At 66.7% G+C, this 20918-nt stretch carries 21 protein-coding genes; 5 read left to right on the top strand and 16 right to left on the bottom strand.

What is annotated here, in order from left to right; all coding sequences use genetic code 11:
* Positions 1-143 precede the first annotated feature (143 nt).
* Genes PMI15_RS17535 through creC form a run of 3 tightly spaced genes read left to right on the top strand, consistent with a single transcriptional unit; the run spans position 144 to position 2877 of the window.
* Entirely contained in the window at positions 144-776 is a 633-nt protein-coding gene (locus PMI15_RS17535) for a MarC family protein (protein WP_007872037.1), read from the top strand.
* A gap of 6 nt (positions 777-782) precedes the next feature.
* The gene (creB, locus tag PMI15_RS17530) at positions 783-1481 is read left to right on the top strand and encodes a two-component system response regulator CreB (RefSeq protein WP_007872034.1); all 699 of its coding nucleotides are present in this window, start codon (positions 783-785) and stop codon (positions 1479-1481) included.
* Between the two features lies 1 nt (position 1482).
* A complete protein-coding gene (gene creC, locus PMI15_RS17525; protein ID WP_007872031.1) occupies positions 1483-2877 on the top strand; it encodes a two-component system sensor histidine kinase CreC in 1395 nt (464 codons plus the stop codon).
* A 14-nt stretch (positions 2878-2891) separates the two neighbouring features.
* On the opposite strand, the gene creD is transcribed toward creC, so the two are convergent.
* The 6 genes from creD to PMI15_RS17495 all read right to left on the bottom strand — a co-directional run bounded on the left by creD (position 2892) and on the right by PMI15_RS17495 (position 8497).
* Positions 2892-4250: a cell envelope integrity protein CreD gene (creD, locus tag PMI15_RS17520; RefSeq protein ID WP_007872028.1), complete on the bottom strand. Its 1359-nt coding sequence runs from the start codon at positions 4248-4250 to the stop codon at positions 2892-2894.
* Between the two features lie 111 nt (positions 4251-4361).
* Positions 4362-4952, bottom strand: coding sequence for a Crp/Fnr family transcriptional regulator (locus tag PMI15_RS17515; RefSeq protein ID WP_007872024.1), 591 nt, complete (start codon positions 4950-4952; stop codon positions 4362-4364).
* A 13-nt stretch (positions 4953-4965) separates the two neighbouring features.
* Complete coding sequence (locus PMI15_RS17510; protein ID WP_007872022.1) at positions 4966-5640, bottom strand: ABC-type transport auxiliary lipoprotein family protein; 675 nt, start codon at positions 5638-5640, stop codon at positions 4966-4968.
* On the bottom strand, positions 5637-6569 hold the full coding sequence (locus PMI15_RS17505) for an MlaD family protein (RefSeq protein ID WP_007872019.1): 933 nt from the start codon (positions 6567-6569) through the stop codon (positions 5637-5639). The genes PMI15_RS17510 and PMI15_RS17505 overlap by 4 nt, the downstream gene beginning before the upstream one ends.
* A 12-nt stretch (positions 6570-6581) precedes the next feature.
* A complete protein-coding gene (locus PMI15_RS17500; RefSeq protein ID WP_007872014.1) occupies positions 6582-7370 on the bottom strand; it encodes an ABC transporter ATP-binding protein in 789 nt (262 codons plus the stop codon).
* Positions 7367-8497 (bottom strand): ABC transporter permease, encoded by a 1131-nt coding sequence (locus tag PMI15_RS17495; protein ID WP_036839697.1) that lies wholly within the window; start codon positions 8495-8497, stop codon positions 7367-7369. The genes PMI15_RS17500 and PMI15_RS17495 overlap by 4 nt, the downstream gene beginning before the upstream one ends.
* A gap of 337 nt (positions 8498-8834) precedes the next feature.
* Here PMI15_RS17495 and PMI15_RS17490 point away from each other — a divergent pair, with 337 nt between their 5' ends.
* A complete protein-coding gene (locus tag PMI15_RS17490) occupies positions 8835-10589 on the top strand; it encodes a GMC family oxidoreductase (protein WP_007872008.1) in 1755 nt (584 codons plus the stop codon).
* Between the two features lie 41 nt (positions 10590-10630).
* Here the strand turns inward: PMI15_RS17490 and PMI15_RS17485 are convergent, their stop codons facing one another.
* From PMI15_RS17485 to PMI15_RS17450, 8 genes are all read right to left on the bottom strand, one after another.
* Positions 10631-11089: a MarR family winged helix-turn-helix transcriptional regulator gene (locus PMI15_RS17485; RefSeq protein WP_007872005.1), complete on the bottom strand. Its 459-nt coding sequence runs from the start codon at positions 11087-11089 to the stop codon at positions 10631-10633.
* Between the two features lie 131 nt (positions 11090-11220).
* On the bottom strand, positions 11221-12210 hold the full coding sequence (locus PMI15_RS17480) for a Bug family tripartite tricarboxylate transporter substrate binding protein (protein ID WP_007872002.1): 990 nt from the start codon (positions 12208-12210) through the stop codon (positions 11221-11223).
* Between the two features lie 88 nt (positions 12211-12298).
* Positions 12299-12718: a thioesterase family protein gene (locus PMI15_RS17475; RefSeq protein ID WP_007872000.1), complete on the bottom strand. Its 420-nt coding sequence runs from the start codon at positions 12716-12718 to the stop codon at positions 12299-12301.
* Between the two features lie 5 nt (positions 12719-12723).
* On the bottom strand, positions 12724-13509 hold the full coding sequence (locus PMI15_RS17470; protein ID WP_007871998.1) for an SDR family NAD(P)-dependent oxidoreductase: 786 nt from the start codon (positions 13507-13509) through the stop codon (positions 12724-12726).
* Positions 13506-14762: a thiolase family protein gene (locus PMI15_RS17465; RefSeq protein ID WP_007871995.1), complete on the bottom strand. Its 1257-nt coding sequence runs from the start codon at positions 14760-14762 to the stop codon at positions 13506-13508. Before PMI15_RS17465 ends, PMI15_RS17470 begins: the two co-directional genes overlap by 4 nt.
* A 20-nt stretch (positions 14763-14782) precedes the next feature.
* A complete protein-coding gene (locus tag PMI15_RS17460) occupies positions 14783-16642 on the bottom strand; it encodes a feruloyl-CoA synthase (RefSeq protein WP_007871992.1) in 1860 nt (619 codons plus the stop codon).
* A gap of 81 nt (positions 16643-16723) precedes the next feature.
* Positions 16724-17497 (bottom strand): crotonase/enoyl-CoA hydratase family protein, encoded by a 774-nt coding sequence (locus PMI15_RS17455; protein WP_007871990.1) that lies wholly within the window; start codon positions 17495-17497, stop codon positions 16724-16726.
* A gap of 207 nt (positions 17498-17704) precedes the next feature.
* A complete protein-coding gene (locus tag PMI15_RS17450) occupies positions 17705-18538 on the bottom strand; it encodes a phosphate/phosphite/phosphonate ABC transporter substrate-binding protein (protein ID WP_007871987.1) in 834 nt (277 codons plus the stop codon).
* A gap of 134 nt (positions 18539-18672) precedes the next feature.
* Between PMI15_RS17450 and PMI15_RS17445 the strand changes: the two genes are divergently transcribed.
* Positions 18673-19059 carry a hypothetical protein gene (locus tag PMI15_RS17445; RefSeq protein ID WP_036839686.1) on the top strand — a complete coding sequence of 129 codons (387 nt, stop codon included), beginning with the start codon at positions 18673-18675 and terminating at the stop codon, positions 19057-19059.
* Here PMI15_RS17445 and PMI15_RS25535 read toward each other — a convergent pair.
* Positions 19056-19514 (bottom strand): hypothetical protein, encoded by a 459-nt coding sequence (locus tag PMI15_RS25535; protein ID WP_007871979.1) that lies wholly within the window; start codon positions 19512-19514, stop codon positions 19056-19058. The genes PMI15_RS17445 and PMI15_RS25535 overlap by 4 nt on opposite strands.
* Positions 19515-19550: 36 nt before the next feature.
* Positions 19551-20807 carry an ammonium transporter gene (locus tag PMI15_RS17435; RefSeq protein ID WP_036839690.1) on the bottom strand — a complete coding sequence of 419 codons (1257 nt, stop codon included), beginning with the start codon at positions 20805-20807 and terminating at the stop codon, positions 19551-19553.
* Between the last annotated feature and the right edge of the window lie 111 nt (positions 20808-20918).

Below are 20918 nucleotides of genomic sequence, written 5' to 3'. Positions count from 1 at the left end.
CGTTCGCTCACTGCGTGTAGCTCTCTGCCCCCCGAGGGGGCGCTGCGCCTGCGACCCGGCAAAGCCGGTTCCGCGGCCCCTGCTGGAATGTGCAAGGCAGCTACTTTTGCGTCTGCCTCTTGAGTTGTCTTTAAGGAAGAACGATGGATTTCAAACCGCTCGTCACGCTGCTGGCCATCGTCAACCCGCTGGCCATCGTGCCGTTTTTCATCCACTACACACAGGACTTTTCCGACGAGCAGCGCCGCCGCACCGTGCTGGTCGCGTCCTTCACCGCCTTTGTCGTGATCGCCGTCAGCGCGCTGCTGGGCCTGCAGATCCTCGACTTCTTCAGCATCTCGCTGGCGAGCTTCCAGGTCGGCGGCGGCATGCTGCTGCTGATCAGCTCCATGAACATGCTGAACGCCCAGCCGGCCGAAGCCAAGCCGCAGACCAATGAAATGGAAGACGGTGCGGCCAAGGCCGCGCGCGGCGCCAGCATCGCCGTGGTGCCGCTGACCATTCCGCTGCTGACCGGGCCGGCCACCATGTCCACCGTCGTGATTTACGCCGAAAAGGCCAAGACGGCCCTGCAGCTGTCCATGCTGGTCGGTTACGGCATCGTGATTGCCCTGGCCACCGCCATCTGCTTTTCACTGGCCGAGCCGATTGCCCGCGTGCTGGGCAAAACCGGCATCAACGTCATGACGCGGCTGATGGGCCTGATCCTGGCCGCGCTGTCGGTCGAGGTGATGGCCGACGGCCTGGGCAAGCTGTTCCCCATCCTTCGCACCTGAATACAGATGGCCGGTGCGCGCATCTTGCTGGTGGAAGACGACCCGGCGATTGCCCGCTCCATCATCTACACGCTGGAGCGCGACGGCCTCACTGTGACCCACAGCCTGCTGCTGGGCGACGCACGCGCCCAGATCAGCCGGCAAGCGCCCGATGCCGTGATCCTGGACGTCGGCCTGCCTGACGGCAGCGGCCTGGACCTGTGCCGCGAACTGCGCGCCGCCGGCAGCCTGCCGGTGCTGATGCTCAGCGCCCAGGGCGAGGAAATCGACCGCGTGCTGGGCCTGGAGCTGGGCGCCGACGACTACGTCAGCAAGCCCTTCAGCCCGCGCGAGCTGCTGGCGCGGGTGCGCAGCCTGCTGCGGCGCGCGCGCATGCCGGCCCCCGCACCAGCGGCGGCGGCCAGCCCTTTCGAGATCGACACCGCGGGCCAGCGCGTGAGCCTGAACGGCCGCCCGCTCAACCTGACGCGCCGCGAGTTCGGCCTGCTGGCCGATTTGCTGCGCCACCGTGGCCGCATACGTTCGCGCGACGAACTGCTGAATGCCGCCTGGGGAGCCGGCACGGACAGCACCGACCGCACCGTGGACACCCACATCAAGACCCTGCGCGCCAAGCTGCAGGAACTGGCGCCGGAACACGACTACATCGTGACCCACCGAGGCATGGGCTACTCCCTGGACATAGCCCGCGGCAAAGGCGGCTGACGTGCGCCTGGGCATACGCCTGCTGTTTGGTTTTTTCCTGGTCACCGGGCTGGCGGCGCTTTTCACGCTGCGCGTCTTTATGGCCGAGGTCAAGCCCAGCGTGCGCGAGGTCATGGAAGACATGATGGTGGACACGGCCAACATTCTGGCCGAGCTGGCCGGTGACGACCTGGCGGCCGGGGCCATCGCGGACGGCCGCTTTGCCGGCCATGTTCGCAACTACGCCAGGCGCCCCATAGACGCGAAAATCTGGGGCCTGGCCAAACAGTCGCTGGATTTTCGCGTCTACGTCACCGACGCCGGCGGCAAAGTGGTGTTTGACTCGGAGAACGCGGCGACCGGCCAGGATTATTCGCGCTGGCGCGACGTCGCCCTGACCCTGCGCGGCGAATACGGCGCGCGCGCCACCCGCGAAGTGCAGCAGGACGACCGCAGCTCGGTGATGTACGTGGCCGCGCCGGTGCAGCGTGACGGAAAAATCATCGGCGTGCTGACCGTCGCCAAGCCCATGTCCACCATACAGGCCTTTATAGACCGGGCCGAGCGCAAGATCCTGCTAAGCGGCGCGCTGCTGCTGGTGCTGTCGCTGGCCATCGGGGTGGCGGTGACGCTGTGGGTGGTGTGGAGCATTCGCAAGCTGCGCCGCTATGCCAACGCCGTCGGCCAGGGCGAAAAACCCGCGGTTCCGCAAATACCGGGTGAGCTTGGCGAGCTGGCCATGGCAGTCGATGCCATGCGCCTGAAGCTCGAGGGCCACGAGTACATAGAAGATTACGTGCGCGCCCTGACGCACGAGCTCAAAAGCCCGCTCGCCGCCATCCGTGGCGCGGGCGAGCTGCTGCAGGACGAGCTCCCCGAAGACGCGCGCCGCGAGTTTTCGGGGCAGGTACTGGCCCAGTCCGGCCGCATGCAGGCGCTGGTGGACCGCATGCTCGAGCTGACGAAGCTGGAGCAGCGCCATGCAAAGGTAGAGCGCGAGCGCCTTCTTTGGGCCGGCGTTCTCCAGCCTTTTGAGGTGGCGGCAGGCGGCCGGGCCCAGCATGCGGTCAAAGTCGTAATCAGCCCGGAACATGCCGACGTGCATGCGGAGCCCGGCCTGCTGGGCCTGGCGCTGAGCAACCTGATGGAAAACGCGCGCTCGTTCGCGCCCCAGGGCTCGACCATCACGCTGGAGGCAGGACCGGACCGCATCGCTGTGCAGGACAGCGGTCCCGGCGTGGCCGACTACGCCCTGCCCCGGCTGGGCGAACGCTTTTTCTCGACCGTGCGCCCCGACGGCCATACCAAAGGCTCGGGCCTGGGGCTGGCCATCGTGCGGCAGATCATGCTGCTGCATGGCGGCCGCATGGTGGTACGCAACACCCAGCCCGGCTTGCGGGTCGAGCTGCACTTCTAGGCGGGCCGCGCCCATCAGCCTGCCGCCTTCACGGACTCGGGCTGCTTGAAGCGCGCATACCAGTCAACACGGCGCGTCAGCATCATCACGGCGGCCAGCACCGCGAACAGGGCCACAGCGCCCAGCAGCAGGGCCGTCTGCTCCATGCGCAGCAGCACGAACAGCATGCCGTACAGCGTGACGATGCCCAGGCCGAAAGGCAGGCCGCGCGACCAGTGGCCCAGCATGTGGCTGGCGTAGTAGGTCATCAGAACCACGCAGGCAGCCGAGGCAATCGCGTAAGCGCCTTCAAACGGCATGTGCTCCGACAGGCTGACCAGCAGCAGGAAAAACATGCTCATCGCCGCGCCCACCAGCAGGTACTGGATGGGATGCACGCGCAGCGATTTCATGAACTCGAACATGCCCACCGCCAGAAAGGTCAGGCCTATGAACAGCAGGCCGTATTTGGTGGCCCGGTCGCTGAGCGCGTAGGTGTTGGAGGGGTCGACAAAGGTCACGCTGAGGGTTTCCACGCAGGAGCTGTTGACCGAACTCTCATAGGGCGGGCAGGTGCCCCTGCGTTTGGCCGCGTCCCGCTGGGTCACATCCTGCTGCGCCGTGCTGGCCAGCGAGCTGACGCGCCAGCTGGCCTCAAAACCCTCGGGCGTGACCTTGCGGTCCACCGGCAGGAACTGCCCGCTGAAGCTGGGATGCGGCCAGTTGGAGCTGAGCTGCACCCGGGTGTCGCCGCCCAGCGGCACCACCGAAATGCTCTCGGTGCCCACCAGTTCCAGCTCCAGCTGCGCCTGCAGCGGCACGGCCTGCAGCAAGGCCGGCGACAGCGGCGCATGCACGCCGCGCGGATAGTTGCCGTAGAAAGTGCCCGGCTTGAGCGCCAGTAATTGCTCGCCGATCTTCACACTGGCATGGCGTATGCCGCGCGCGTCGGACACCGCCATCATGAGCAGCGGCTGGCCGCAGTTCATACGCGAGCCGGTGTGTTCCGGTACGGGCTTGAGCGCCTCCAGGTCCGTCCACTCGGCCACCAGGCTGGCTTTGAGGTTGAACGCCTGTGTTGCATGCAGGCCGCGTGCGCGCGGCTCCAGCTTGCTGGTCCCCTGAAGCGTGAGCGAGGCCGGTGCCGCGGCCAGCACGAATTCACGGCGCTCGCTGCGCACCTCCTTGCTGGCATTGGTGGTGTCCCATTCTTCGGTGCAGGCCCGGTGGATCAGCGGACCGGTCAGCGTCTGCGAGCCGGCCAGGCTCTGGGCGATGCTCTGGATGGCGATCTGGCGGTAGTTCTGGCGGTCGTGCACCACGTCGCTGATTTTCATCAACGCGACGACCAGCAGCACGATCACCAGCGCGAGTGCGGCGACTTTCTGTTTCATGACATCCTTTCGTGATTAACAACGAAAGGCAGTGTGCAAACCGCGCGTGAAGGCAGCATGAGGCCAGGCGGCCTGTGTGAAGCGAGGGTGAAGTGAACGAGCGTGGGCGCTTCAGCGCGCCGGTGTCCCGGCGGCTTCGGCGGTGGCCATGGCTTTTTTGCGGAGGAGTTTCACCAGCTGGTTGCTGGTATTGCGCAAGCGCTGCGCCATCATCTGGGTGATCTTGACCAGCAGCTTGGCCCCCACGCCGGGGTGGTCGCGGATCAGCAGGGCGATTTCGTGGCGGCCCCAGACGCCGGCTTCCACCGCTTCGATGGCGGTGCAGGTGGCATAGCGCGGTTCGCTGTCGAGCATGGACATGTCGCCCACCGCCGCGCCGCCGCGCACCACCGCCACGCGCGACACCGCAGCTTCAACGCCGGCATCGGCATCAGCCGGCAACTCCAGGCGCTTGGTCACGTCCACCGTGCCCTTGAGAACCAGCATCATCCAATCGCCGGCTTCGCCTTCGCGGATCATCACCTGGCCCGGCTCGGCGCGTACCAGCAGCATGGACGCGCCCAGGATGTCGGCTTCGGCGGGCGTGAAGTCCTGCAACAGCTGTGAGGTCTGCAGCAGGTCCGGCCCGTAGGCGCTCAGGCGTTCGCAGCAGCCGAAGACCTGCAGCCCGGCGGCGTCCAGCTGTTCTTGCAGCGTTTTCATGGCCTGGTGCGCCTCAGCGCGCGGGGGTTTGCTGCAGCCATTGGTCGATCTCGGCGATGGCCGCGTCGGTGGCGGCCGTCAGGGCCTGGACGCCACCGGGCGCGTCGCCGCTGGGCGCGGGCCGCTGCACGATGATGTTGCGCTGGCCGACCAGCTTTTCGCCGGCCGGCGTGACCTCCAGCAGCGTGGCGCGCAGGCGGATCAGGCCAACGCTGTCCGTGGGTGAGCTGAACAGATGGCTGAATTCTTCAAGGTCCAGGCGCAGCAGCAGCGGCAGCACCGCGTTCTGGCTGCGGTTCAGCGCCACGCTGGCCCCGGCGTTGAACACGGCACGGCGCTGGCCCAGCTGCTCGCGCACACGCTGGCGCACCAGCTGCGCGGGCGGCATGCTCCAGCGCGCCTGCGAATAAGGGCGCAGCTGCTGCGAATCGGCATAGCCCAGGCGGTACAGCACCGCCATGTTGTCCAGCGCGCCACCCGGGGTGGAGATGTCGTCCAAGGCCACCGGCGGCAGCGGTGCCTGGCGCGTGGTGGGCACGGCGGCGGTCGGGCCCGGGCCGAAATCGTACATGGTGGCGCGCGTGGGCTTGTCGGGCAAACCCGAACAGCCGGCCAGCGCCAGGGCGGCGAGCAGCGTGCACAGCAAGCCAGCGGCCGACGAAGGGCGTTTGGAAAAAGTGGACGTCATTTTTTCACTCCAGAGGCGGAAAAACCGGGTTCACCGGGGCCGGGCACAGGCGGGCCGTTGCCGAAGATCAGCGACTGCGGGTTGTCGTCGACGGCACTCACGGTGCGGCGCATCTGGCGCATGGCGCGCGCGGTCTCGTCGGCAACCTCGCCGAGCTTGGGCAGTGTTGCGGTGCTGAAGGTCTCCACGCCCGCGGCCAGCGCGGTGCCGCCTTCTGAGAGCTTGTCCAGCGGCCCACCCTTTTCATTGAGACGGGTGGCGGTCGCGCTGATGTCGTCCGCGGCCGTCTTGACGGACTTCAGCGTGGCCGTGGTGTCGCGCGACAGGGCCGGCAGGGATGCCACCGTGGGCTCCAGCCCTTTGGCAACCCGGTCCATGCTGCCGGCCGCGTTGCCGAGCTGCTTGACGGCCGCGGTCATGGCCTGCTGGTTTTCGTCCGACAGCAGCTTGTTCAGCCGCGTGCTGGCTTCCTCAACCTGGTTGAAGATCACCTCACCTTGTTTGAGCAGCTTGTCCAGGCCGCCGGGTTTGAGCGGAATGCGCGGCGGGTCGTCGTCGTTGACGGCCAGGCGCTCGGCCGACTTCCCGTCGTCGTCGAGCTGGATAAAACCCAGCCCGGTGACACCCTGCGAGGCGACAGTCGCGAAAGTGGACTTGGTGACGGGTGCGCTGCGGTCTATGGAGACGCGGATCAACACATTGCCCTTGACCTTCTCGTCAAAGCCTATGAGCTCGATTTTTCCCACCGGCACACCGCGAAAGCGCACCGCCGCCTGCGGCTGCAGGCCGGAGACGGTCTCGCTGGTGCTCATGTCGTAGAGGTCGCGCTGGGTGTTGTCGCGCGTGAGCCAGACGGCCAGCAGGGCCAGCAAGGCGGTGACCACCAGCACAAACGCACCGGCGGCCATGGCATGGGCTTTGTTTTCCATATCGAAGCCTTTCTAGACTGTAAAAGGGTATTCGCGTAATAGCTCCATTGCGCGTTGCCCCCTTTCCCCGAGGAAAAATTCGTGAATAAAGGGGTGCGGGAAAGCCACCACTTCCTTGGGCACATCGTTGACGATGACCTTGTGCTCGGCCAGTACCGCGATGCGGGTGCTGAGCTCGAACAGCGTGTCCAGGTCGTGCGTCACCATCACCACCGTGAGCTCCATATCGCGGTGCAGCGAGCGCAGCAGCGAGACAAAGCTGTCTGAGCTTTCCGGATCCAGCCCGGCCGTGGGCTCGTCCAGCAGCAGCAGCGGCGGGTCCATGATCAGGGCGCGCGCCAGGGCCACGCGCTTGATCATGCCGCCCGAGAGGTCGCTGGGCATCTTGTCGGCCGCATCGGGCCCAAGCCCCACCATCTGCAGCTTGACCATGGCCGCCTCGTAGACCAGCGCACGCGGCAGGGTCTTGAGTTCACGCAGCGGAAAGGCGATGTTCTCCAGCACGGTGAAGGCCGAGAACAGCGCGCCCTGCTGGAACAACATGCCGACGCGGCTGGCCGCGCCCTGCTTGCCGAGCTCGGCCGCCGGCCTGCCCAGCACGGTGATCTCGCCCTGGGTTGGTTTCTCCAGCCCCAACATCTGGCGCAGCAGCACCGTCTTCCCGGTGCCAGAGCCGCCGACCAGGGACAACACCTCGCCGCGCTCCACGACCAGGTCCAGGTCCTTGTGCACCACAGCCTTCTTCTCGCCGTTGGGAAACACGGTCCAGAGTTTTTTGATGTCGACGATGGGGTCGCTCATATGCCGACACTCTTGAACAGAACCGCAAACAATGCGTCAACAAGGATCACGACGGTGATCGAGGTCACCACCGACGCCGTGGTCCCCTGCCCCAGGCTTTCGGTGTTGGGCTTGACGCGCAGGCCGTAATGGCAACCGACCAGTGCGATCAGCACGCCGAAGACCACCGACTTGGACGTCGCCAGCGTGAGGTTGGCCACGTCCACCGCGGCCGGCAGCGAGTTGATGAAGTAGGACGGCGTGACGTCCATGGAAATGTCGGCGGCGAGCATGCCGCCCAGCAAGGCGGCGATGGTGGTCCAGACGCTGATCAGCGGCATCACCACGGCCAGCGCCAGCGCGCGCGGCATGACGAGGCGAAAACCGCGCGCGATGCCCATGACGCGCATGGCGTCGAGCTCCTCGGTGACGCGCATCACGCCGATCTGCGCGGTGATGGCCGAGCCGCTGCGCCCGGCGATCAGGATGGCGGCCAGCACCGGCCCGAGTTCGCGGATCAGCGAGATGCCCAGGATGTTGACGATAAAGGCGTCGGCGCCGAACTGGCGCAGCTGCTGCGAAATCAGGTAGGCCAGCACCACACCGATCAGAAAGCCCACCAGCGCGGTGATGGGCAAGGCGGTGGCGCCTATGTGGAACAAATGGCCCGACAGGTCGCGCCAGGGGCCGTCCTGTGGACGCCGCACCAGGTGGATGATGTCCAGCAGCAGCTGCCCGATCAGGCGCACCAGGCCCTTGAGATGGTCCAGCAGCCGCAGTACCCGCGTCCCCAGCAGGATAAAGGGTTCGGTCCAATCGGGCTTGCGGGGTTTGGGCGGGTCGGCGCTGAATTTGGCGACGGTTTCCAGCACCGCGCGCTGGCTGGGTTCGGCCTGCAGCTGCGCCGGCCAGCTGCGGCCCCAGTGGTTCCACAGCACCTGCGCGCCCAGGTGGTCGAGCTTGCCGATCTGCTCCAGGCTCCAGCCAGCCGGGGAACCGGAGGTATCACCCAGCCCCTTGAGCTGCGCCGTCAGCGCATCCCAGACAGCCTCACGGGTGAGGCCGGCGGCCGTCCACGCACCCTGCACGACAAACAGCCGGCCTTGCGGCGTGTCCTGCTGTTCAATGCGAGGCGTGGAGTCTTCCATAAACATGAATCAGGCCAGGCGCAAGCCGGCAGTTTGCAATGTACGAAACACAAAGTTGCATGGTAACTGCTGAAAACGCCCCTGCCGCACCGCCGCCAGCGCTGTCGCCCTGGTCCTACAGCGTGACTGGAAGACGGCCAAAGCCCACGCGCCATGGCATCCGGCGGGTAATCTCCGCCATGCGGCCATCCGGGTTTTGCCACAATCGGCCAGGGTGCGGCGGTCAGCCCCGCGTTAGGCTGGGCTGGCAGCATGGGCCCTGCAGCGCGCTCCGGCCGCCGCGGCCAGCCCGGTTTTTCCGGCTACATCCTCTAAAAACGACGAGACAAAGGCATCCATGCAAGACGAGAGCCAGGTTTTTGACTACATCATCATCGGCGCCGGCACCGCGGGCTGCCTGCTGGCCAACCGCCTGAGCGCCGACGCGTCCAAGCGCGTGCTGCTCATCGAGGCGGGCCGCAAGGACGATTACCACTGGATCCACATCCCGGTGGGCTATCTGTACTGCATAGGCAACCCGCGCACCGACTGGCTTTACAACACCGAGCCCGACGCCGGGCTCAACGGCCGGGCGCTGCGCTATCCGCGAGGCAAGACCCTGGGCGGCTGCTCCAGCATCAACGGCATGATCTATATGCGCGGCCAGGCGCGCGACTACGACCAGTGGGCCCAGCTGACCGGCGACATGGCCTGGCGCTGGGAAAATTCCCTGCCGCATTTCAAGCTGCACGAGGACCACCACAAGGGCGCCGACGCGATGCACGGCGCGCGCGGCACGGCGCCCGAGCTGATGCAGGACAAGAGCCAGCCCTACCAGAAGGTGCTGCGCCATCGCAACGCCGGCGGCGAATGGCGTGTTGAAAAGCAGCGCCTGCGCTGGGACATCCTGGACGCCTTTGCCGAAGCGGCGCAGCAGGCCGGCATACCGGCCAGCGGCGACTTCAACCGGGGCGACAACGAGGGCGTGGGCTACTTCGAGGTCAACCAGAAAAACGGCTGGCGCTGGAACACCGCCAAGGCTTTTTTGCGGCCCGCCTGCTACGCGCGCCCCAATTTCGAACTGTGGAACAACGCCCAGGTGTGCAAGCTGGTGATAGAGGCGCAGCCGGACGGAGGCCAGCGCTGCACCGGCGTGGAAGTGTGGGCCGGCAGCGAGCGGGTCACGGCGCGCGCCACGCGCGACTCCGGCCCCATGGGCGAGGTCATCCTGTGCGCGGGCAGCATAGGCTCGCCGCAGATCCTGCAACTCTCGGGCATAGGCCCGGCCGCCCTGCTGCAGCAGCACGGCATTCCCGTTCTGCAGGACCTGCCCGGCGTGGGCGCCAACCTGCAGGACCACCTGCAGATCCGCTCGGTTTACAAGGTGCAGAGCCTTCCGGGAGGAAAGCGCTGGGGCCTGTCGCTCAACACCATGGCCAATTCCTTCTGGGGCAAGGCCCGCATCGGGCTGGAATACGCGCTGCGCCAGACCGGCCCCATGAGCATGGCGCCCTCGCAGCTGGGCGCGTTCACGCGCAGCTCGCCTGACCAGCCCTATCCCAACATCGAGTACCACGTGCAGCCGCTGTCGCTGGACGCCTTCGGTGAACCGCTGCACGGCTTCAATGCTTTTACCGCCAGCGTCTGCAACCTGAACCCGACCAGCCGCGGCACGGTGCACATCAAGAGCGGCCGCTTCGAGGACGCGCCGGCGATTGCGCCCAACTACCTGAGCACGGCCGAAGACCGCAAGGTGGCGGCCGATTCGCTGCGCGTGACGCGCAACATCGTGAGCCAGAGCGCGCTGGCCAAGTACCGGCCCGAGGAGTTCAAGCCGGGTGTGCAGTTCCAGACGGACGAGGAACTCACGCGGCTGGCCGGCGACATCGCCACCACCATCTTCCACCCGGTGGGCACGACCAGGATGGGGCGCACGGAGGGGCCGGACAGTGACCCCATGGCGGTGGTCGACTCGCACCTCAGGGTGCGCGGCATTCGCGGCCTGCGCGTGGTCGATGCCGGCGTGATGCCGCTGATCACCAGCGGCAACACCAACTCGCCCACGCTGATGATCGCGGAGAAGGCGGCGGCCTGGATTCAGGCCGGGATCTAAGAGCCTGTTCAATGTCTAAACGCGGCCGCAAGCCGCGCACTTCAGCGGTAGATCTTTTGCAGAAGGCGCATCAGCGTCTTCTTTTCCGCGGCGCTCAGGCGCTGGGTGGCCTCGGTTTCAAGGTCGACGGCCGTGCCTTCGGCATCGCGCATCAAGGCCTGGCCCGCATCGGTGAGGTAAAGCCCCACGGCGCGGCCGTCCTGCGGATGCGGCTTGCGGTGCACCAGCTTGCGCTTTTCCAGCGTGACGATTTTCCCGACGAGGTTGGGCGGCAGGATGCTGAGCGCGCCGCAGAGCTGGCGCGAGGTGATGCCGGGGTTGTGCGTGATCAGGGACAGGATCGAAAAATCCACATGCCTGAGGTCGTAGACCGCCATGCGCTTGCTGAACAACTCAATGACCTTGAGGGAAGCGCGCGTGGCGTTGTAGCCCATCAAGGTTTCGAGATAGGAGGTATCCACCTCCTCTACCGCGGGAGCGGACTTGGACGACACAGGCATAGGGGATCAGGGCGCTTTCGTTATCGGGCAACGCTGCGGGCACGGGCAGGCGGCCAGGCTAGCCCCGATTATGCCAACGCGCCCGGAAGGCCACAGGGCCGGCCCGCCAAGGCCGGCCCGGCGCCGGGACATCAGGACTCCGCGGTGAAGCCGACTTTTTTGATCAGCGGGCCCCAGCGCTCGAACTCGCGCTTCTGGCTGTAAGCCATGTCGTCCGCCGTGCCGCCGTAGGGGATCAGCCCCACCACCGTGAGCGAGTCGATGACGGATTTGTCCTGGATGGCGGCATTGATGGCGGCGTTGGCCGCGGCCACCGTGCTGGCGGGTGTTTTCGCGGGCGCGTAGAAACCGAACCACTCCTCCACCGTGAGGTCGGCAAAACCCTGTTCGGCGAAGGTCGGCACCTCGGGCACAAAGGGCGAGCGCTGCTTGCCCGAGGTGGCCAGGATGCGCAGCTTGCCGGCCTTGTGGTTGGGAATGAAGTCGCCGTGCGGCGTCACCATCGCGGCGAGCTGGCCGCCGACCACATCGGTCACGCCGGGCACCGAACCGCGGTAGGGCACGTGCTTGAGCTCCACATGGTTGTTCAGGCCCAGCAGGGCGCCGATGAAGTGCGGCGTCGACCCGGCGGCGGGCGAGCCGTAGCTGGCGTCCTTGGGGTTGGCCTTGGCCCAGGCGAGAAAGTCCTGCACGGTCTTGACCGAGGCCGGCACCATCGGCCCGACGGCCAGCCCGTGGTGGATCATGGAGGCGGTGCCCACCGTGACGAAATCCGCGAAAGGGTCGTAGGACAATTTTTTGTAGATATGCGGGTACAGCGACGCGCAGGAAAACGGCGACATCGCCAGCACGGAACCGTCCGCCGGAGACGTTTTGAGCACCTCCAGCGCGATACGGCCGCCGGCGCCGGTCTTGGTCTCCACAATGCCGTTGTTTTTGGCATAAGCGGTGCCGCCCAGGCGGTCGCCCACCCGGCGCGCGCAGATGTCGCCCGCGCTGCCGGCCGGAAAGCCGTAGAGGATTTTGACCTGCTCCAGCGCTGCGGCCAGGGCCGGGAAAGGCGCGAGGGCGGCGGCCGAGAGCGCCGCTGCGCCCTGCACAAAATGACGACGTGTTTGCATGAGATGTCTCCTTGTAGTTAAGTCCACGGGTCGAAAAAGCAAAATCCGTGAGGCGCCGGACATCTCCGGGCGCGTCAGTAGGGTCCCTTCAGCTGCATTGGCGGCGGATATCCTGGGGCACCGCAATGGCCTTCATGCGGTCGGGTTTGTCGGGGTGGCGGATGCAGAAAGCGCGGGTTTCCCGCCCTTCGCAGATCAAATCCTCGCCGCGGCGGATCACGTGCCGCTGGATGAACACCTTGTCCCGCCACTCCTCCACACTGGTGTGGATGCGCAAGGTCTCGCCATAGGTGGCGGGCTGGCTGAATTTGGTGTTGATCTCCAGCAGGGGCGTGCCGACAATGCCGGTGGTCTTGACCAGTTCCCGCCAGGGCGGTACGCCGCATGCCATGAAAAAGTTCAGCGAGGCGGCGTCCATCCATCGCGAGAAATTGGGGAAGAACACGATGCCCGCGGGGTCGCAATCGCCGAAGGCGACGTTCACTTCATAAACAACTATTTTTTCCATGCGGCTCACCTCGGCGCCATGCGCAGTGCACCGTCCAGGCGTATGACTTCGCCGTTCAGGTGGTCGTTGTTGACGATGTGCGCGGCCAGTTGCGCGAACTCCTGCGGCTTGCCCAGGCGCTGCGGAAAAGGAATGCTGGCGGCCAGCGACGCCTGGACCGCTTCGGGCAGCTGCGCCATCAGCGGCGTGGCGAACAAGCCGGGCGCCACCGTGCAGACACGGATGCCGTATTGCGCCAGGTCGCGCGCCATGGGCAGCGTCATGCCGGCCAGGCCGGCCTTGGAGGCGCTGTAGGCCTGCTGCCCGACCTGGCCGTCGAAGGCGGCGACCGAGGCGGTGAACATCATGACGCCGCGCTGGCCGTCCTCCAGCGGCGCCAGCCTAGCGCAGGCGGCCGCGAACAGCCGGCTCACGTTGTAGCTGCCGACCAGGTTGATGGTGACCACCCTGGCAAAGTCCTCCAGCGGGGCCGGTGTGCCGTCCTTGGCGACGATGCGTTTGGCCGAACCTATGCCGGCGATGTTCATCAGGATCCGGGCAGTGCCGTGCGCGGCGGCGGCCTTGTCCAGCGCGGCCTGCACGCTGGCGCTGTCGGTGATGTCGCAGCCGCAGGCCAGCGCGGCGGCCGGGCCGTGGGCCGCGCAAATATCGGCGGCAACCTTTTCGGCGTTCGCCAGGTTGATGTCCAGCACGGCAACCTTGGCGCCCAGGCGCGCCAGTTCGCGGGCCGTGGCTTCGCCCAGCCCCGAGCCGCCACCGGTGACCAGTGCCGCGAGTCCCTGGATGTTCATGTCGCTTCTCCTTCCGGGTTCTCCAGCAGCAGGGCAATGCCCTGGCCGCCGCCCACACAGGCCGATGCAATGCCGTAGCGCACACCCGCTTTTTTCATTTCCCGCGCGACGGTGACCGTGAGGCGCACCCCGGTCACCGCCAGGGGGTGGCCCATGGCGATCGCCCCGCCGTTGACGTTGAGTTTGCCGAGGTCCAGGTCCAGCTCGCGGGCCACCGCCAGCGTCTGCGCGCCCTGGGCTTCGTTGATTTCAAAACGACCGATCTGGTCCAGCTTGAGGCCGCAGCGCTCGAGCAGCAGGCGAATCGCGGGGGCCGGGCCTATGCCCATGATCTCGGGCGGCACACCGACCACCGCGGCGGCCACCACACGCGCCAGCGGTTTGCCGCCCCGGGCTTTCACATAGGCGCCTGAGGCCACCACGGCGGCAGCGGCCGCGTCCACCAGCGCCGCGCTGTTGCCCCCGGTCTGCACGCCACCGGCATGCACCGCCCTGAGTTTGGCCAGGACCTCGACGGGTGATGGCCGCGCGTGGGTGTCTTGCGCGACTTCCGCGATCTTGCCCTGCAAAGTGATGCCGCGCGAGGCATAGCCGGGAAGCTCGAATCTCTCGCTGACCACCGGCACGATCTCGCCGGCATGAAAGCCGGCTTCACGGGCCGCCACGGCCTTGGCGAAGGAGCTTGAGGCGAATTCGTCGACCGCTTCGCGCGTGATGCCGTATTTCTTCGCGAGATTTTCGGCGGTCTGGATCATGTCGATGCCGGCGGCCGAGTCCTTGAGGGCCTCCCACATGAAGTCCTTGAAGCCGACAGGCGCACCCAGCTTGAAGCCGGTGCGATGCTCGAAGGCCGCGATCGGGTTGCGCGTCATGCTTTCGGCACCGACCACCAGCGCCACATTGGCGGCACCGCTCTGGATCTGTTCGCCGGCCTGCCGGAACAGCTCGAAGCCGGTGCCGCAGATGCGCTGCACCATGATGGCGGGCACTTCCACCGGCACGCCGGCGTACAGGCCGATATGGCGCGGCAGCATGAATTGCTCAAAATCGCCCGGCGCCATGTTGCCGGCAATCACCGAGTCGACGTCACCGGGGCTGACGCCGGCGCGCTGCAGCACGGCGCGCGCGGCCTTGATGCCGAGGTCGGTGGGCGACACATGGCCCAGGGCGCCGCAATAGTCGACCATGGGTGTGCGCATGCCGTCCAACATCCAGACGTCCTGGAAGGCGGAGAAAAATCCTTTGTGTTGCATGGTGGTGGGTTTCGTGGTTTTTAGCGTGCGGCAGGTTTGAGGATGGGGTGCGCGGCGTCCTCGTGCAGGGCCGCCACCAGCGCCGCCCGATGGGTGAGCACGGCGCGCTGGTTGATGGAGCCCTTGTCGGTGACCTCGCCCTTGTCGAAGGAGGGCGGCTCGTGCATCAGGAGCAGGCGGCCTATGCAGCTGGCGCTTCCGGTGGCGTTCTGCGCGAGCGTGTCCAGTACAACCTGGAAATGCGCAATCACCTGCTCGCATTCGAGAACCTCGCGCAGCGACGCCTCGGGCGCCAGCCCCGAGAGCGCGCGCACCGCGGGTGTCGGAAACACCAGCGCGCCGACTTCCCTGAGGTTGATGCCGGTGAGGACCACGTCCTGCACATAAGGCGCTCCCGCCGCGATGATTTTTGCGCGCAGCGGGCCCACGCTGACAAAGGTGCCGGTGGCGAGCTTGAAGTCTTCGGCGATGCGTCCGTCGAACTTCAGGCCGAGGTGGATGTTGCCCTCGTCAATCCATTTGACGGCATCGCCGGTGCAGAAAAAGCCTTCCTCATCAAACGCCTGCGCCGTTTCCTGCGGCGCCCGCCAGTAGCCGGGCGTGATGTTGGGGCCCTTGTAGCGGACCTCGGTCTTGCCGTCCGTGTCGGCCAGCTTGAGTTCGATGCCGGGCGCGGGCACGCCCAGGTCGCCGGCCTTCACCTCGGGGCTGGTCACGAAGATGGCGAAGGGCCCGGACTCGGTCATGCCCAGGCCAGTGGCCATGACGATGCGCTCGCCCACTTCCTTTTCCTCGGATTCATACAGGCTGTCCCAGACCGGCTGGGCGAGCGAGGCGCCGGCATAAAAAAACATCTTCACGCGCGACAGCAGATTGCGCCGCAGTTCCGCGTCCGTTTTCATGGCATTGGCGATGGCCTCAAAGCCGGTCGGTACATTGAAGTAGACCGTGGGGGCGATCTCGCGCAGGTTGCGCAAGGTCTCAGGCATCAGCGCGGGTGTGGGTTTTCCGTCGTCGATGTAAAGCGTTCCGCCGTGGAACAGCACCATGCCGAAGTTGTGGTTGCCGCCGAAAGTGTGGTTCCAGGGCAGCCAGTCGACCAGCACCGGCGGCTCCTCCTGCAGCACCGGCATGGACTGCGCCATCTGCTGCTGGTTGGCGCACCACATGCGCTGGGTGTTGATCACCGCCTTGGGCATCTTGGTCGAGCCGCTGGTGAACAGGAACTTCACGATGGTGTCCGGGCCGGTGGCCTGCATGGCGCGGTCCACCGCGGCCGTCGCCGGTGTCGCGGCCAGGTCCGCAAAGCGCGTGCTGGCGCGGCCCTCGATCTGCCCGTCGGCCAGCAGCACCTCGACCCCTGGCTCCAGCACGGCCTGCATGGCTTTGCCATAACGCTGCGCATCAGCGGCAAACACCAGGCCCGGCGTCACGGTCTTGACCACATGGCGGAGCTTGTCGTAGTCCTGGCTGACCAGCGAGTACGGCGGCGAAACCGGCACGAAGGGCACGCCGGCCACCAGGCAGCCCAGGGCCAGCTGCGCGTGCTCGAGGCCGTTTTCGGACAGTATCACCACGGGCCGCTCGGCACTGAGGCCGCGGTCCAGCAATCCCTGGGCGATGCTGCGCGCCGCCGCCCAGGCCTGGGCGTAGCTCAGGTGCCGCCATTCGCCGGTCATGCCGCCGGCCAGCTTTTCGCGCCGGGCCATGAAGCTGCGCTCGGGCGCGGCAAGCGCCCAATGCCGCAGCCGGTCGGTGATGCGGTCGGGGTAGTCTTTCAAGGCCTGGTCGGCGCGCAGGTAGCGGACGCCGGGCTGGCCTTCGCGCAGCACGGCACGGGTCACGCCAAAGCGCAGCGGGCGGAATTTGGGGGCGCTCATGATGGTTCGTTGTCTCTTGTCTCTGCTGTTTTTGCTTTGCATCTCTTGCTCACCGGGCCTTGGTGGCACCCGCCGGCGGGCTCAGGCTTTTTTCACCTTGGCGGCCCTGCCGCTCAGAAAATCCTTGACGCGGTCCTTGGCCTCGGGCGCGCTTTGCGCCACCGCCGCCATCAGGGCCTCGGTGAAGAATCCCTGGTCGGCCGGCTGCTCGGCGATACGCGGCAGTGCATGCATCAAGGCGTAATTGGTCAGCGGCGCATTTTTCGCGACCTGGCCGGCCAGCTCCAGCGCCTTCTCGAAGGCCTGGCCCTGCGGCACCAGGTATTGCGCCATGCCTATGCGTTCGCCTTCCTGCGCGCTGTAGACGCGGCCGGTCAGCATCATGTCCGTCATGCGGGCCGTGCCTATCAGTCGCGGGATGCGCACCGCGCCGCCGCCGCCGACAAAGATGCCGCGCGAGCCTTCGGGCAGGGCGTAGAAGGCGCTTTCATCGGCAACCCGGATGTGGCAGGCGCTGGCCAGTTCCAGGCCGCCGCCGACCACCGCGCCGTGCAGCGCGGCGATCACGGGCACGGGGCCGTACTGCAGGCGGTCCAGTGCGGCGTGCCACATGCGCGAATGGTGCAGGCCCTGGCTGGCGTCGCGCTCCTGCAGCTCGCTGAGGTCAAGGCCGGCGCAGAAGTGGTCGCCCTCGCCGTGGATCACGGCGGCCCTGGCGACGGACGGCAGGTTCTCAAACAGGTCGCGCAGCGCCAGCACCAGGGCATCGCCCAGGGCATTGCGTTTGGCGGGACGCGCCAGGCGAATCACGGCGATGTCACCGCGCATTTCAAGAATCAGGTGTTTTTGGGTCATAGGGATCTTTTCAGTGAGGCCAATTATGATTATGAATCATAACTATTACAACGAGACCGGGCGGCTTTTTGGGCAGTGAAAACCCTAGGAGCCGAAAAAGGCGAGGTGGATCGCGGCGGCACACAAGGAAGCGCGCAGGCGACCGCAGCGCCCGGTAGGCGCAGCCCGGTTCAGGCTGGCTTTATGACGGTCCGAATCAGGAAAGGCTCAGATATTGAGCCACTTGAGCAACTCGCGCATGCGCGGTTCGGACGTGGTGTCGAACTGCTCCACACCTATGCGCTTGAGCACGTCCTTGCCGGCGTCGCTGGCGGGCAGGGCCAGCAGTTCTTCCTGGATGGCCTTGAGCTGCTCGGGCTTGATGCGCTTGTGCGCCACCATCGGGAAGTAGGGCTGGGGCACGCTCTTGTGCAGGATGCGGCCGCCGTCTTTCTCCCACTTCTTGGCGATGCCTGAATAAGAGGCCACGCCGCCCACGTCGGCGAACTTGTTGTCCAGGTAGAAGCCGACGGCGGCCTGCTCGCGCACGAACTGCACGTTTTCCTTGCCCACCAGGATGCCCTTGTCGCGCAGTTCCGCGGCGCAAAAGCGCGACATGTAGGCGATCTGCTCCGGCAGGGCGATACGCTTGCCCTTGACGTCATCGATGGTCTTCAGATCGGAGCCCTTGGGCGCGATGATGAAGCACTGCCCGTCGGGTTTGGTGCTGGCGATGTAGCTGTAGCCGTAGTCGCGCATGCCGCGCGCCGGGTAGTCGCTGGGACGGGCCATCACCAGGTCGAAGCGGCCGGTCTGCATGCCCTCCTCCAGCTGCTTGAATTCGCGCGCGAACACCACGCTGACCTTGGCCTTCATGGCTTTGCCTATCACTTCGGCCAGGCCCTGGTATTTGGCGATCACCTGGGCATGGTCCAGGCCGCCCGAGGTGCCTTCGCTGATGCCCAGCACCAACTGCTGGGCCGGGGCCTGTGCCTGTGCCGCGCCGGGTCCGAGCAGGCCAGCGGCTGATACGAATGCCAATGCCATCAAATCGCGCAACATAAGTTACTCCTTATACAGAGTCCGCATGCTAATGGCGGCTCTTGGGACTGGCTAGCTGTGATTACCCTTAAAGGCGCACCGCGGAGGCAGGCGGCACCCGCTTGCGTCCAACCGGCGATGACACAATGCGGCGCATGAAGCACCTGTCCTTTCCCCTGGCCGCCGCCCTGCTCCTGGCCCTGTCCGCCTGCGGCTCGGCGCCGCGGACCCGCCAGGACCCGCTGTCGATTGCCCGCGCGCCGGTGGCGGCCGCCATCAATGACTACCAGCGCTGCGCCGACCAGGCCCTGCTGCCGCTGAAAACCGACACAACCCAATCCGTCTTCGTGCTCGCCGACACCGCACTGGCTGTCTGCGATGCCGGCCTGGCGCAGGTACGGCGCAGCATCCTGGCCGACAACGCGGGCCACCCCTATGTGGCCGCCTTCGCGGAGGAAGCCGGCGCCAACATCCGCATGCGCACCCGCAACATGCTGGCGCACAGCCTGAACCGCGCGCGGGAGACGCAGCCGGCGAACTAACGCAGGCTCTTCACATAACGCGGCGCGTTCGGGTCGCGGTGCTTGCGTTCGCGATGGCCCTCTTCGCCGAAGATCGCGCCGAAGGTCGATTCGATGAAACCCGATTCCGGGTAAACCTCTTCCTCGGTGTCTATGGAACGCGCGCTCTGGCGGTCCGGCTGGGGCGGCGGGGCCACCATGGGGGCGCTGCGCTCCTTCACGGCCTCCGACACCATCTGCACCAGCGGCATGCGCGGCTTGGGATCGGGCACGGCCATGATCTCCTCCAGCCTGTCGGCCCAGACCGCCAGGTCGGGATGGCCGTCCTCGACCGCCTTCTCACGCGCAAAACGCGCGATCTCGGCCGCGTACTCAAGGTTGCCGGCCATCCATTCGGTGTCGGTCACCCGGCCGGTCTTGCGGCGCAGCAGCACGTGCAGGTGGGCCGCGATGGCGATTTTCTCGTTGGAAGGCATGGCGTGGTGTCCTTCAAAGGGTGAAGTGCCGGCAACTCAGGTGCCGAGCCGTTCGGCGTGCTGGGTGATGTCCAGGCCGTCGCTTTCCGAGGCCTCGCTGACGCGCAGGCTGACAAGCAGCGAGGTGATCCACAGGGCCAGCGCCGTCATGAACAGGCTGTACAGCATGACGGCACCCGCGCCTATGGCCTGCGTCAGCACATCGCCTTGCGCGCCGGAGATGGCCTTGCTGGCGAACACGCCCGTGAGCAGCGAGCCCACGATGCCGCCCACCCCGTGCACGCCGAACACGTCCAGCGAGTCGTCGGCGTCAAGCAGGCGCTTGAGGCCCGTGGCGCCCCAGTAGCATGCCAGCCCGGCGGCCACGCCGAAGACCAGCGCCGCGCGCGGCGAGACAAAACCGGCGGCCGGCGTGATCGCGACCAGGCCGGCCACCAGGCCCGAGCACAGGCCCAGCAGCGAGGGCCGCCCGCGCACCGCCCACTCGGCCGCCATCCACGACAGCGCGCCGGCCGCGGCCGCGATATGGGTGACCGCCATGGCCAGGCCGGCCCGACCGTCGGAGGCCACGGCGGAGCCGGCGTTGAAGCCGAACCAGCCCACCCACAGCATGCCGGCGCCGGCCATGGTCAGGCCCAGGTTGAAGGGCGTGAAGGGCTCGCGGCCGTAGCCGCGGCGCGGGCCGAGCACGTAGGCGCAGACCAGACCGGCGATACCGGCATTGATGTGCACCACCGAGCCGCCGGCAAAATCCAGCGCGCCCATGCGGGCCAGCCAGCCGTTGGGCTCCCACACCCAGTGGGCGATAGGCGCGTAGACGATCACCGTCCACAGCGACATGAAAATCAGCATCGCCGAAAAGCGCATGCGCTCGACGAAGGAGCCGACCACCAGTGCCGCCGTGATGATGGCAAAAGTCAGCTGGAACATCGCATAGACCGATTCCGGGATATTCGGCGCGACGTGGCTGACCGCGACCTTCTGCGCGTCCTTCACATAATCCAGCCCGGTGAACCAGAAGCGCTCGGCGCCGCCTACGTAGTGGCCCCAGGCACCGCTGCCGGGCGTGAAAGCGATGGAATACCCCACGGCGAACCACAAGAGGCTGACGACGGCACAAATGGCGACGACGCAGGCCATCACGTTGAGCACGCTTTTCTTGCGCACCATGCCGCCGTAAAAAAGGGCGATGCCCGGAAGTGTCATGAGCAGCACCAGCGCGGTGGAGGTCATCATCCAGGCGGTGTCGGCGCCGTTGAGCGTCTCAGCCCCCACCAGGCCCGGCTGGGTCAGGGGTGCGGGAGGCGGCGGAGCCGATGCGGCCGCCGCGGGAGCCGGCGCCGCAGGCGCGGGGGCCGCCGGCGGTGGCGCGGGAGTCGCGGCGGCGGTCGCTGCGGCCTCGGC

The organism is Polaromonas sp. CF318, from assembly GCF_000282655.1.
Classification (GTDB): Bacteria; Pseudomonadota; Gammaproteobacteria; order Burkholderiales; family Burkholderiaceae_C; genus Polaromonas.
This window is presented reverse-complemented; position numbering and strand designations above follow the sequence as displayed.